General features: G+C 50.0%; 12 protein-coding genes and 1 pseudogene. 5 read left to right on the top strand and 8 right to left on the bottom strand.

Features of this window, described 5'->3' with window-relative positions:
• Nucleotides 1-45: 45 nt before the first annotated feature.
• Nucleotides 46-981 (bottom strand): DNA replication terminus site-binding protein, encoded by a 936-nt coding sequence (gene tus, locus CKQ54_RS14505; RefSeq protein WP_112287032.1) that lies wholly within the window; start codon nucleotides 979-981, stop codon nucleotides 46-48.
• Between the two features lie 180 nt (nucleotides 982-1,161).
• Between tus and CKQ54_RS14500 the strand changes: the two genes are divergently transcribed.
• Complete coding sequence (locus CKQ54_RS14500; RefSeq protein ID WP_112287031.1) at nucleotides 1,162-1,728, top strand: DNA-3-methyladenine glycosylase I; 567 nt, start codon at nucleotides 1,162-1,164, stop codon at nucleotides 1,726-1,728.
• A gap of 97 nt (nucleotides 1,729-1,825) precedes the next feature.
• Here CKQ54_RS14500 and yqfB read toward each other — a convergent pair whose 3' ends face one another.
• From yqfB to CKQ54_RS14475, 5 genes and pseudogenes are all read right to left on the bottom strand, one after another.
• Entirely contained in the window at nucleotides 1,826-2,131 is a 306-nt protein-coding gene (gene yqfB, locus CKQ54_RS25530) for a N(4)-acetylcytidine aminohydrolase (RefSeq protein ID WP_165929008.1), read from the bottom strand.
• 39 nt (nucleotides 2,132-2,170) lie between these two features.
• A pseudogene (locus CKQ54_RS14495) lies at nucleotides 2,171-3,274 on the bottom strand (Fic family protein); the annotation flags it as partial.
• A 383-nt stretch (nucleotides 3,275-3,657) separates the two neighbouring features.
• On the bottom strand, nucleotides 3,658-4,998 hold the full coding sequence (locus CKQ54_RS14485; RefSeq protein WP_120349703.1) for an ISNCY family transposase: 1,341 nt from the start codon (nucleotides 4,996-4,998) through the stop codon (nucleotides 3,658-3,660).
• Between the two features lie 179 nt (nucleotides 4,999-5,177).
• Complete coding sequence (locus CKQ54_RS14480) at nucleotides 5,178-5,537, bottom strand: cupin domain-containing protein (RefSeq protein ID WP_120163897.1); 360 nt, start codon at nucleotides 5,535-5,537, stop codon at nucleotides 5,178-5,180.
• A gap of 128 nt (nucleotides 5,538-5,665) precedes the next feature.
• Nucleotides 5,666-6,271 carry a transglycosylase SLT domain-containing protein gene (locus tag CKQ54_RS14475; protein WP_112287029.1) on the bottom strand — a complete coding sequence of 202 codons (606 nt, stop codon included), beginning with the start codon at nucleotides 6,269-6,271 and terminating at the stop codon, nucleotides 5,666-5,668.
• 218 nt (nucleotides 6,272-6,489) lie between these two features.
• Here CKQ54_RS14475 and CKQ54_RS14470 point away from each other — a divergent pair, with 218 nt between their 5' ends.
• Entirely contained in the window at nucleotides 6,490-7,467 is a 978-nt protein-coding gene (locus tag CKQ54_RS14470) for a GlxA family transcriptional regulator (RefSeq protein WP_120163896.1), read from the top strand.
• A gap of 78 nt (nucleotides 7,468-7,545) precedes the next feature.
• A complete protein-coding gene (gene gap, locus CKQ54_RS14465; protein WP_120163894.1) occupies nucleotides 7,546-8,556 on the top strand; it encodes a type I glyceraldehyde-3-phosphate dehydrogenase in 1,011 nt (336 codons plus the stop codon).
• Between the two features lie 133 nt (nucleotides 8,557-8,689).
• Here gap and CKQ54_RS14460 read toward each other — a convergent pair whose 3' ends face one another.
• Together CKQ54_RS14460 and CKQ54_RS14455 are read right to left on the bottom strand one after the other, a co-directional pair.
• Entirely contained in the window at nucleotides 8,690-10,123 is a 1,434-nt protein-coding gene (locus CKQ54_RS14460; RefSeq protein ID WP_120163892.1) for an L-fucose/L-arabinose isomerase family protein, read from the bottom strand.
• Between the two features lie 184 nt (nucleotides 10,124-10,307).
• Nucleotides 10,308-10,721, bottom strand: a complete 414-nt coding sequence (locus tag CKQ54_RS14455; RefSeq protein ID WP_112287025.1) for a VOC family protein — start codon at nucleotides 10,719-10,721, stop codon at nucleotides 10,308-10,310.
• A gap of 200 nt (nucleotides 10,722-10,921) precedes the next feature.
• On the opposite strand from CKQ54_RS14455, the gene CKQ54_RS14450 reads away from it, so the two are divergent.
• Complete coding sequence (locus tag CKQ54_RS14450; protein ID WP_120163891.1) at nucleotides 10,922-11,380, top strand: MarR family winged helix-turn-helix transcriptional regulator; 459 nt, start codon at nucleotides 10,922-10,924, stop codon at nucleotides 11,378-11,380.
• A gap of 189 nt (nucleotides 11,381-11,569) precedes the next feature.
• Complete coding sequence (locus CKQ54_RS14445; RefSeq protein ID WP_120163889.1) at nucleotides 11,570-13,312, top strand: MFS transporter; 1,743 nt, start codon at nucleotides 11,570-11,572, stop codon at nucleotides 13,310-13,312.
• Nucleotides 13,313-13,330 lie beyond the last annotated feature (18 nt).

Genomic DNA, 13,330 nt, shown 5'->3' with positions numbered 1-13,330 from the left:
TAAGGTCCGGGAAACCGGACCTTTTTTATGGCGGCATTCTGAAGTTTACAGCGGATAGTCGGTGTACAGATGCAGGCGCTTAATCAGCAGACTCAGCGGCTGTGACTGCGGCTTGTATTTATGCTTAATGGTTGTGACATCGTAATCATGCAGTTCACCTAACTTCGGCACCTGCATCATCGGAGAGCGCAGGCATAAAGCAATCAGCGGCAACGGGCAGGGATGTTGAACCTGTTTCTGGCTGTTGCGATACCACACGCGGGCGATAGGTTGCACTTTCACCGGACGTTTAAATTTCAGCGCAGCGTGTTCCGGCAGACGTTTCACATCGCTCATCTCACGATTAATATTTTCCATCCATTGTTCACGCGTATAAGGCGAAACGGCACGTCCTGCATTCAGGCTTTTTTCCAGCTGTGCCAGCACTTCATCACGGGTGACATTCTTAATAATGTGCTTATTTGCCCAGCCAAAACGCACTGAATCCGGGTCAGTCAGATACGTCACCGAGCGGTAGGCGTTGAGCGTAATCAGCCCGCGAAGGTGTGTATGCACAAACTCGAAACGCTGTTCGCGTGCAAGGCCGGACTCCACCGTCACAATATGTTCCAGTTCGGCTTTCAGCTTGTTCACTTCTTCAATCAGGAGCAGGGCAGACTGATGCTCTGCGGGATCAACGGCATAACACAGCACACCGGGCAAACGTACGGCGGATTTACTGCTGACATTCTCATTATTATGATGGATAAACAGGCGCTGAAAATGCTGTAACGCCAGTTGCTGCGCGGCTTCGCCGGTGTGGGGTGTCACGATGATTTTGTCTGCGGGGTTATGTTCTTCACCTTTGACAACTTCAGGAAGCGCAAAGACCCGCGCCTGCAATAATTCCAGCTGACTCAGGAAATGCCCCAGATCCTGCAACGCCAGTTCCAGTTCGTTAAAACAACCGTTCATCCGGGCAATTAAATCATAATCCGCCATAAACCCTCCAGTTAGTTACAACATACAGTGTAGGGTATAATGATAAAACGTGCACACATGAACTTCAGGGAAATCATCAGTTTCGGAGTTTTAGTCGCTTAGCAGGGCGGGAACAAAGTTTATCACGTCCTGATACCTGTCAGGTTAGAATAAAGGATGTATCCGTTGCAGGAGTTCGCTATGACTGACCTTATCCGTTGTCCGTGGGGCACAACTGACCCGATGATGCTTGAGTATCACGACAAAGAATGGGGGAAACCTGTACGTGACAGCCGGGCACTTTGGGAAAAACTGATGCTCGACGGTTTTCAGGCCGGATTATCCTGGCGAATTGTGTTGAAAAAACGCGATGCATTGCGGCTGGCATTTAGCCATTTCGAACCGGAGAAAGTGGCTGAATTCACTGAAGATGACATCGAAAGGCTGGTGAATAACGCCGATATTATCCGCTCGCGCATCAAGATTACGGCGGTCATTAATAACGCCCGCGCGTATCTTGCGATGCAGCAGGCTGGCGTTGATTTCGGTGAGTGGATTTGGGCACAAATCGGCGGAAAGGCCATTCAGCACGTGGGTCCGGTTCCGACGAAAGATGCGCTTTCCGAGCGTATTTCAAAGGATCTCAAAAAGCGTGGCTTTAAGTTTGTGGGACCAACAATTGTGTATGCCTGGCTGGAAGCTACCGGCCTGATCAACACTCACCATCCGGAGTGTTTTCGTCGTACGCAGGTGGCGAAAGAAGCCTGATTTTAATAACTTTTTATGAAAAAAACTTAACGAATAAGTAGAAAAGGGCGCGCGGATTTGATCCATAGCGCGCCTTTTAAGCTGTGTCGAAATGACCTCAGATAAGCCGGAATTCAATCATAAACAGCTCTTTCAGGCCCGGATAAATTTCACTAATGACATCCTTTAACTGTTCCAGTGTCATATTTTCCTGCACGGCATGTTTTTCATTCAGATCATCGAACATCACTGGCGTTACCGAAATTACCTCGATATTGCAGAAAAATACGTCATCCTCATAACGGCTGACTCGCACCTTATCACCGGCAGAAAAATTTGCGTCACTGGCTTCGCGCAGGGTGATTGTTTTACGACCGGCAAGAATATCATCTTCAAATCTGCCATAAAAAGTGATGTCTTTCATAAAGTTTCCAATAAAAGGGGAAAAGGTGTTGTTGATTATATAACGGCTGCTGCGTCCGCCCGCTGCGGTTTTGGTCAGACAGCCCCGGGCGACCAGATCAGCGAGATGACGGGTAGCGGTCGCCTTACTGACTTTCGCCACTTTCTGATACTGTCCCGCGCTGATCCCTTCGGCAAATCCGTTATTGCCTCCGTCCAGCAAACGATTCAGCACCTTAACTTGTTCAGCAGGGAGTGCGTTGTTGTGGTGCACTTGCCAGAAAAGCGTTTTTGCCAAAGTCTGATCGATACGTCTGGTCGCAGTATCTACGCTGGTTTCGAGCATTTTAAGAAACCAGCTGAGCCAGGCCGTTAAATCCATCGTTCCGCGCTGTGTGGCCTCCAGCACGTTATAATAATCTTTCCGGTGATTGAGAATGGCTTCTGAAACAGCGTATAAACGTACGCTTTGATCGTCGGCCTGAAATAACGCCATATCAGTGAGGGCACGAGTAATCCGACCGTTCCCGTCTTCAAAAGGATGAAGTGTGATAAACCAGAAATGTGCCAGCCCCGCACGAAGGAGAGGATCCAGCGCCGCCCGATAGCGTGACTGATTATACCATTGCATAAAAGCGGTGAGCTCAGCACAAAGTTGTTCGCGTGGCGGTGCCTGATAATGCACTTTTTCCTTTCCAGTCCGGCCTGATACGACACGCATTGTTGCATCCCCGCGCCATTCTCCACGTCGTAAAAAAGCCGGCGCTGGATCCGGAAATAACCAGCAATGCCATTGAAAAATAAGGGATTTAGTCAGATCACCCGCCTGAGGATTGAAAACATCCATCATCATTTTGGCTAAGCCTTCCGAGTGTTCTGTGGTGGTTCCAGGAAGATGCCAGGTTAGACCAAGACGTTTGGCCAGCGATGAACGGACAGAATGAGCATCAAGCCGCTCATTCTCGATAGCGAATGATGAAAGAATATTACTTAGCATCGCATCGAGAGAATATTCGGCAGCATCATGGCCGGGCCGTGATTCGGCTTTACCGACCAGTTTACCTATTTTCAGGCGTGTCTGACGCAGTTGGGGCTGAATGATATCGTCATCCCAGTTGAACTGAGGCCACTCGGGTGATTGCCAAATCCATTGCCGGTTATCCATTTAGTGTCCTGTGAGCCGATTAGTGATCTTATTCGGCTCATTATACGAGCCGAATAAAGATTGTAAACGGCTCGTAGTATTCGTTCTTGATTTACGGGGTAGGGAAAGTACGGTATCCGTGCTTTTGTTTTTGCTGATCCCGATGGCAACCGCATAGACGTCGGTCAGATTATCCGTGAGTAGATCCGCAAGCAATTGAGTTGAGCGGTATCCGGGGCAAGAACTTCCGGATACCGTGTGAGTCTGAAAGGTATCGGTAATGCCGTTTAATCAAGGATCGTATAATCCGCGATTTTGTCTATCCCAGTTTGAAATGTCACCCTGATTTCCCATTTTTGAATGTCACTTTTTATCCAAATTCTGAAGAGAAAAGGGCAGTCAGGTCATCTTTTCAGACTAGGTTTGAACAGGGTCGGGTCGGCAAGTACCGGGTTCATTGCCCTCAGTTGTTCCTGAACCTGAGCACGCCTTTTAGGCATATGTTGGCTGCGATTTCTTTTCCCCGCTGTCTCGAGTTCGTCCTGCTTTTCCTGCGCCAATTTCAGAACTGCCCCCAGTCGCTTATTGTCCACAATGCGGCCCTGGTCGATACAGGCCAGCTTGTCGAATACCTGATACTTCAGCGTTCTGTTGCCATAGCGGAACGCCAGCGTGCCGTCCGGATAGTCAAAAGCCAGGATTTTCTCACCCGCAATATGCGCATTTTCCTCCGAGGGTTCAACAAGATAAAGCATCTTATCATATTGAAAGGTCAACGATTTTGAGAGCGTGCGCAGCGTCTGCCAGGCAAAAATATCATCCAGCTCTGAGCGGTTCTCGCTGACGGGTCGATGGAGGTCTTTCGGGTAGGTTGCGGGTCTGGCGAATCGACAATTAAAGTCGCGAATAAAAACGTCCAGCCACGCATTGGCCGCGTCAATGCCACTGATGTTTTCCAGCCGCATCTCCTTAATCAGCCGATCCTGCAGGGTCAGGTTGGCACGCTCGACGCGCCCCTTAGCCTGGCTGCTGTTAGCACATATCAGTTCAATATTGAGATCATGCAACGCACGTCCGAACTGAGTCATGCCGGTCCGACGAGTCTCAGCCTGGCTGACTCTGAACACAGCATGCTTGTCGCTGTAAAAGGCCACCGGCTTGCCGTGTTTATCCATGTACTCGCGCGTTGCCAGCATGTAGTCGAAGGTTGATTCGCTCTGACAAAACCGCAGATGCATCAGGCGACCGGTGGCATCATCGATGTAAACCAACAGGCAGCACTTGGAGGCACGTCCTTCAAACCAGTCGTGGTGTGAACCGTCGATTTGAATGAGTTCACCCAAACAGTCGCGTCGATAACGGGGCTGATAAACTCGCGGTCGCCGATGGGCATGCGGCACCCAGAGACCGTCGGCAGTCATCCAGCAGCGCAACGTCTCGACAGAAACGGAAATCCCATGGCGCTCCTGAAGCTTTTCTGCGGCAAGTGTGGGCCCGAAACCGACGTAATTTTCACGTAGCAGCGTCAGTATCCGATGACGCAGTGCAATATCAATGTGATGAGTTCCGGGCATACCGCGACGAGTGTTCGTCAGCCCGGCAGCACCGGACTCCCGGAAGCGGTTCATCAGACGCTGTACCTGACGTTCAGTGAGATCCAGCTGAGAGGCGGCATCACGGCGACGCAGACGCTTTTCAACAACGGCCTGGATCACCGGCAAGCGGTGAAGTTCTTTATTGGACATGGTTACCAGCATCAGAAGAGATCTCCCAGAAAGGTGGAAAATGCGCCGTATCTGGGTGACATTATAAACTAGCTAAAAAGTGACATTATCAAATGGGACTTACAGATTAGGTGCGCATAATGTATATTATGTTAAATGAGATATCAGCTACGTACCAGCACCTCGATATCCAACGCCGTTCATACCTCACCTGCTTTGTCCTGGGTTTCTTCAGCATAATAAATGGCTAACCAAACCGTTGGCTCTTCAGTACTTGTCCATTCCACACGATGTCTGCACAACGCCGGGATATTTACGAAGTCACCGGCATTCATCACGCGCACTTCCTTCTCGTTTTCAAATTTTAAACCTGCCGAGCCCTGAAGCACTGTAACCCATTCACTTTGCGGCTGGCTGTACCAGAATCCCGGTGGACTCGCCTGACCAGTTGAAATAATTCTCTCGATACGCATATCTGGCTTCATCAATAATGACTCGAACGTTTCTTCATTTCCCTCCTGTGCATTTACAGGAAAATCCTTAAACAGATTCGTCACCATCTCATTTCCACTTTTTGACATCAGAAATCGCACTTTGAACTGATCGCGCTACGTGATTTCTGGAATTAGATCAGTACCCTAATCCTGCAGATTTCACGTAGCGTACCCATTTTCAGCATGTCTAAATGCTATAAACCTGCATAAGCCTTCTCGACTTTGGCCATGTATCTCGGTGCCTGAGGCGCCGGATGATACTGCCGGACATGCCAGTTAAACGCTTCGGGTGTCAGCTGATTGATCATCTGAATCGCGGTCTGGCGATTAGCAGAGAATGTTCGCAATAATGCGCCCGCACCATTTGCATAAGCCACTTCGGTTGCATAACGGCGTGTCAGCGGATCGTTGATCCAGTTTAGTTGCTGACGCTGCAATGCGCTGATGTATGCGGTTCCGAGGTCAATGTTGGTTTCCGGATCCAGCAAATCATCGTCATCAGGGCAGCCGCGTTTGCCTTTATAGCGATAAGCATCACAGCCACTGGTTGATGCTTTAAGTTGCATCAAACCAATGGCATTTGAACGACTTACGGCTTCGGGATTAAAACCTGATTCGACCTGGATGATAGCCTTAACGAGTTTTCTGTCGACCTTATATTGGTCAGCAGCATCTTCAATTTCATCATCATAGGCATGCGTATCGTATTTCTTATATTTCGGCTTACTCGAGCAGCCAGCCAAAATCATCAGCATGATAATCATACTGAGTCTGAAAGGTTTTTTTAGTAGAGAAATCATGAATTTCCACGGTTTAAATAAGTGAGTCTCAACGCTGACAAGATACCGATATCATCCCTCAGGATCATGCATAAATCTGTTTTTTTTTACCCGAAAACCTGTGACAGACATGGAAGAATTGGTATCTGCACCCTGCTTTCGCTTTTAACTGCCGTAAAACGTTGTTATTTGCTAAACTCAAATCTGACTCATTTTGTATGAAAGGTATATTTAACGCCATGACAACCATTCTGGTTATCGTTCCTGACGGTGGCATGTTATTTGAAGCGGCAGGCATCGTCGATATCCTGATGCAGGCCAATCAGCTGCTGCCCGGTAATCCCCAAAGTTCGCCTTATCAGGTCGCCGTGGCTACCACGCAATCGCACCGTGTCGTTCATGGTATTTCAGGTCTGAACCTGCTGGCCGACCACCGGCTGTGTGATCTCGATCCGACAGAACCCCGTGACACGATTATTATCACCGGCAAAGGTCTGACTGAAGAAGAAAGCTCAAGCGTTGTTAACTGGCTGAAAAACGCGGCACCCCACGCGCGGCGTGTGGTGTCAATTTGTGGCGGTGCTATGTTGCTGGCTCATGCTGGCCTGCTCAATGGCCGTCATGCCACCACACACTGGCGGCTGCTTGATACCCTGCAGGCGAAATTTCCGCAGGTAAAAGTCGAACGCGGACCGATGTACGTTCAGGACGGTGAAATCTGGACATCCGGCGGTGTCAGTTCAGGTTTCGATCTCACCCTGGCTCTGGTAGAGGATGATCACGGCTTCAGCGTTGCCATAAACGTCGCACAAAATCTGGTGATGTTTCTCCGCCGGCCTGGTGGACAAGCGCAATATAGCCGCTATCTTTTGAATCAGGCCAGCGATGGCCCTATCCGCGAGCTTCAGGCCTGGTTGCCTGAAAATCTTACCGGCGATTTATCTGTTGAAGGACTGGCCGGGCGCGTGGCAATGAGTCCGCGTAATTTTACGCGGGTATTCACTCGTGAAACCGGTATCACACCGGCGAAGTATGTCGAAGAAGTTCGCCTCAATGCTGCAAGACAGCTTCTTGAACAAACCACACAAGGCGTAGAGCAAATTGCACTCACAACGGGATTTGGTGGCGGCCTTAATCTGCGTCGTGTCTTTGAGAGAAACTTACAACTGACTCCTACAGAATACAGAGAACGTTTTTGCTCACGCGTGTTGGCGTAAATAGATCTATTGTTGTCATTTACGCCATCCCTTCTTCAGATTAGATTAACCCTAAGTCAGATAACTAAGGAGTTCATCATGGTCAAAGTTGGTATTAACGGATTCGGCAGGATTGGACGTAACGTATTGCGTGCTGCGCTCGGTCGCAATGATTTTCAGGTTGTCGCCATAAACGACCTGACTGACAGCAAAACCCTCGCTCACCTTCTCAAATATGATTCTCTCTCCGGTACCTTACAGGCAGACGTAAAAGCTGACGAAGGTCAGTTGCTGGTTGATGGCAAAACTGTCCGCGTATTTTCTGAAAGAGATCCTGCGGCTATTCCATGGAGCAGTGTGGGCGTTGACATCGTCATTGAGGCCACCGGTTTCTTCACTGAAAAAGAAAAAGCGGAAGTTCACATCACCCAAGGTGGTGCTAAACGCGTCATCATTTCCGCACCGGCCAAAAATGATGACATCACGATTGTGATGGGTGTAAACGATGGTCAGTATGACCCGGCCAAACATAAAGTTGTCAGTAACGGTAGCTGTACCACTAATGGCCTGGCTCCTGCGGCGCAAGTTTTGCATCAGACATTCGGCATTGAACATGGCCTGATGAATACCACACATGCCTATACCAACAGTCAGGCATTGCATGACCAGCCGGAAAAAGATTTGCGCGGCGCCCGTGCGGCGGCCGTATCTATTGTTCCTTATTCCAGCGGCGCGGCAAAAGCTATCGGTAAAGTCATTCCTGAACTGGATGGCCGTATGACCGGTTATTCACTGCGTGTGCCGGTCCCTGTAGTTTCCATCGTTGATTTGACGGTCAATCTGAAACGTGAAGCCACTGTTGAGGAAATCAACGCAGCATTCCGTAAGGCGGCTGAATCTGGCCCTCTGAAAGGAATTCTGGGGTACAGCGAAGAACCTTTGGTTTCCAGCGATTATCGCGGCGACCCGCGCTCTTCTATCGTCGACGGGCTTTCTACGCTGGTGATTGGCGGCAAACTGGTGAAGATCCTCGCCTGGTATGATAACGAATGGGGCTTCTCAAACCGTCTGGTCGATTTGGCTCTTTTGATGGAAGAACGGGGTCTATAATTCCCTCTTTTCCTGTAAGAACAATGACAGACACCGCCGTATGGCGGTGTTTTTTTATGGCTAACAGGCGGGCACCGTTATTAAAAGCAATATATTGTATGTTGTAACTAAAATACCTATTCCTGTTAATGTTTCAACAAATCCTCTGTGTTACCACGCCCAGTAACGTCGCCAGTTTTTCAATTGTTTCGCCCTGATGTCCGATCCCTATCGCGCAATGATGTGCTGCTCCTCCGCATGACCAGTCTTTCGTAAATTCCCGCGCTGACAATGGGAAACGGTAACGGCTGTTAGTATTCCCGATATCCAGGATTTCTCCTTCGACCGACTCCCCTTCGGCATATTGTAAAATCACACGGTTATTGATGTCTTCGATGACAGAAAGGAACGTTACCGGGCCTTTACGCACGCTCATCTGAATAGAAATGCCCTTCCCCGGTTTGCCGTGATAGACAGGTAACGGCACCAGACGCACTTCACCTTCTGCCATCAGCGGATGAGCTGGCCCGTCGTGTCCCCAAAGCACAACATCATCATCAAAATCAATGCCATAAGGTTCAGAGAACGATCCCCCCGCTCCGAGCAGCGACATGATTTTCATGGCGATAACATTCTTGATTTCATATTCACCAGCAACGGGAATATTGCGCCCCGTCAGCAGCGTATTGCCGAGGATCACCGACGTCACGATGTTCTCGTAAGCATTGCCCGGCGCCCCTTCATAATAATAGGCCAGTGCATCCAGCCCGTTATTATCAACCAGTTGCTCAAGCGCGACGGCGGTCGTCACTGCCCTTTCGAGCTCGGCTTTATCGCAACTGGTATCTGTGCGGAGACTTCTCCCGACTTCCTTCTGTTTAGCCTCACGTTGCGCATCACTGACCTGCTCACGCAAACTGTTCAGCTCGCACATCTCGAGGGGTTTAAAGCGGACACCTAATTTGGCTGAAAGATTGGTCATGTTGGAATACACATCCACCATGCCGTTGTAATAATGCCCCAGTACTCCCACCGTACTTTTGCCCAGCCGGATTTTTACGCCAATCGCGGTCAGCCATTGCTGTGTTTGCTGCCAGACATACGGGTCATTATTCAGCGCGCCGACAATCATCTCGTATGCAATGCCCGCACGGTTAAACACATTGGCCAGTTCCGGCGCGCTGCATGCCTGGCAATGTGCCAGCCATTCACCGGTCCGTGCCCCGCGATCGGTCATTTCACTGATAACCTGATACGGAAGATGACGTTCAGGCTGAAGAGCCAGGATCAGCACCGGAACCTGAAATTGCTGCACCAGCGGTAACACTGTTGAACTCAGAGCGTAAGTGCTGATGGCGATAATAATGACGTCCGGAGAAACCTGTTTCAGTTCAGCGGCAAGCGTGTCGCTTTTTTCCACACTGTCGACCAGCCCGCCGTTATGAATGAGGATCTCCGGCGAAGTAAGTTGCTGCTCGATTTGCCCGAGATAGCCTGTCAGCCGTGCTTCCAGACCGGTGAATTGTGGCCAGTACGTATTAAGCCCTATCCCGAATAAGGCTGCGTTAAGCGGTCGTGAATTGCGCATAGTTTTTCCTCAGCTGATAACACGTTGAGGAGGAGTCTAAGGAGAGAGATGACCGTGAACCTTTGCGTGAAGGCCATAAACAAAAGAGGAGTGGCAAAAAAAACATTAAATTATAAAGTTGGAAGCAGGATCGCAATCCACTGCAACGCTACCCGGCGCTTGTCAGCGCCGGGAAAACAAGAAATCATTCTTCCTGCGGCCCTATCTGCATAAACGGGTTATAAGCAATTTCCCACAGATGTCCGTCCGGATCGGCGAAATACCCCGAATATCCGCCCCAGAAGACTTTTTGTCCGGGTTTGATCAGTTTGCCGCCCGCTTTCACTGCCTGCGCTAATACCGCGTCCACTTTAGCCTCACTGGCGACAGTTTGTGCCAGTGCCATACCGCGAAAACCCTGTCCTTCAGCGCTGACCTGCGCATCCTTTGCCAGTTCTTCCCAGGGGAATAACGACAACCAGGCACCGGCTAACTCAAAGAAGCTGACACCGTCAGAATCAATGACCACTTTAGGGAAGCCAAGTCCGTGCTGATAAAACTCGGTGGCGATGGCTAAATCTTTAACGCCCAGGGTGATCATATTGATGACTGGTTGCATCGTAATTCTCCGTCATAGGGATGAAAATAATCATGAAAAAAACCTTGCTGACAGAATAAATACTTTTTGAATACTTTGCTTAGATCCTGCTTCCACTTGTCTCAAAATGTTAACAGCGACCTCCCTTTTCTGGTAAATGTTGCCCATCGTGCTACTCTGACGCGACTAAAACCTGCTTACGCTCCGACAGTGAGGAACCTTTGACCACATTACGCCGCCGCCCGGAAGCAACCTCTCCCGCCGTTCGTTTTTTACCGGAGACCATTCATATTGGTCGCCAGTTGCGTACCTATTGTGATGCCCGCTTCAAAACTATTGGCCTGACTCTGGCCCGCGGTCAGGTGTTATTACATCTGGAAGCCGCCAATGGCCGCCTGCCTCAGGGCGAACTCACCTCGCTGCTGGAAGTCGAACACCCCACCGCTATCCGCCTGTTCGACAGTCTGGCTGAGCTTGGCTTGCTGGAACGTTGCCCCGGTGAAACCGACCGTCGTTCCAAAGACATTAAGCTGACAGAAGCCGGCACAGAACTTGCCAATCAGGTTCGCAGCATGACCGATGATATTCTTATCAGCGTGATGGAAGGCATTCCGCCTGAAAACGTAGATATCGCCCGCGGCGTTCTCGCCTGTATCACTGCCAATATCGCCGCATTGTAAGTGGCGTTTTACTCCTTCCCGTTATCTCCCTCCTTTTTAATTAATTACTTTCGTTACTGATTAGTTATTCGCTATTTGAATTTGTAAATATCACCGATATGAATAATTGAACTAGACACGTATGACACGTCTTATTACATTATGTAGCAAGCTACAAACTAGTTAGGTAATGACTTACAAGGCATAACGATGACGACGCGTTCTGATTCAGATGTCCGGCAGGATGCCGGTGAATTATCAACACGGGATGCATCACCACAAACAGTTCCACCAGAAACCGCCTCATCTAAAACGGAGACTGCACCGCCGGTTCCGCCGTCAACACATCACCCTTTTGCGGTTGAGGTCAGCACATGGCTTTTGCAGTATCCGCGTCTGCGTATTGCGGTCTATGCACTGGCATCCCTGGTTATCGGTATGACGCAGGGTCTGGGTATCAACCTGGTCAGTTCAAATCTGCCTGGAATTCAGGGGTCGCTGGGTATTTCCAACGTTGAAAGTTACTGGCTGGTGGCGGCCTACACGGCGACCAGTGTGACCGGCACGATCCTGCTTTATAAAATTCGCACACAGTTTGGTTTTCGCCGCTTCGGGGAATACGGGCTGCTGTTTTTTGCCGTGGCGTCTATGGCGCAAACCTTTACGCATGATTTCCAGACCGCGCTGGCCGTGCGCGCGGTGATGGGTTTCGCGATGGCGTCGCTCGGCCCGCTGGCGTTGTTTTATATGTTTGAAATCTTCCCCCCGGCCAAAAAACTGACCGCCGGATTGTGTTTTGGTCTGGCGGGAAGCCAGATCGCCCTGCCGGTATCCCGCATTATTTCACCGCATCTGCTTGATCTCGGGCACTGGCATCAGCTGACCACGCTGGAATCCGGGCTGTCGCTGATCTGCCTGGCGATCATCTGGATTTTGCCGCTGACTCACCCGCCGCGGGTGAAAGTATTTGAGCGTACTGACTGGATAAGTTATCCGCTGATCGCCACCGCAGTGGCCTGTATGTCAGTGGTTCTGACGATGGGTCGTTATTACTGGTGGCAGGAAAAAGACTGGATTGGTGAAGTGCTGGTGGTCGGTATTATCGCGCTCACACTCTCTTTTATGGTCGAGTTAAAACGTAAGAATCCGATCATTGATTTGCGCTGGCTGATGACGCCGGAGATGTTGCTGTTTACCGGCTCCATGTTGTTCGTGCGAATGCTGCTGTCAGAGCAAACCACCGGTATGGTGGGATTTCTGAATCTGGTTGGACTGCTTAACGATCAGCTGGTGACCTTATTCATGGTGATCCTGGCGGCAACGTTTGCCGGGCTGGTTGTCGTCAGCATCATTCATAAAGCCAACCGGATTGTTTATATCCACCTTTTTTCGATTGCACTGATCGGCATTGCCTCGCTGATGGATGCCAGTTCGACGGTGGACACCCGCCCAGAACAGTTTTATCTGACACAGGGAATGATCGCGTTTGCCGGTGCCATCTTCCTGCCGACCTCATTGTGGCTCGGTTTTATCCGCGCGCTGCAGTTCGGGCAAAGTCAGATCATCAGTTTTGTGCTGGTCTTTCTCTCGACGCAAAACATCGGGGCGCAGGTAGGCAGCGCATTCCTGGGCACCATTCAGATCCTGCGGGAAAAGTTTCACTCAGCCGCACTGGTGGAACATATCAATTTGCAAAATCCGCTGGTTGCCGAACGTATTGCGCAATACAGCCACCTGCTGAAACCGGTCTTAAATGACGGAACCCAGCTCAACGCCGAAGGTCTGGCCCTTCTTAGCCAGAAAGTCACACAACAGGCCGGCCTGCTGGCTTACAACGATGTTTTCATGGTGGTTTCTTATATGTCGCTGGGCTGTTTTGCCGTCCTATGCGCACATATTTGGGTCGGAAGGATCCAGACAAAAAAACGTGCAGCCGCTGAGGCTGTTGCATAAATAACGGGCTTTTGCTGA

Source organism: Rahnella variigena (assembly GCF_003610915.1).
GTDB lineage: Bacteria > Pseudomonadota > Gammaproteobacteria > Enterobacterales > Enterobacteriaceae > Rahnella > Rahnella variigena.
Note: the sequence above shows the minus strand (reverse complement) of the source record. Positions and strands in the feature narration are given on the sequence as shown.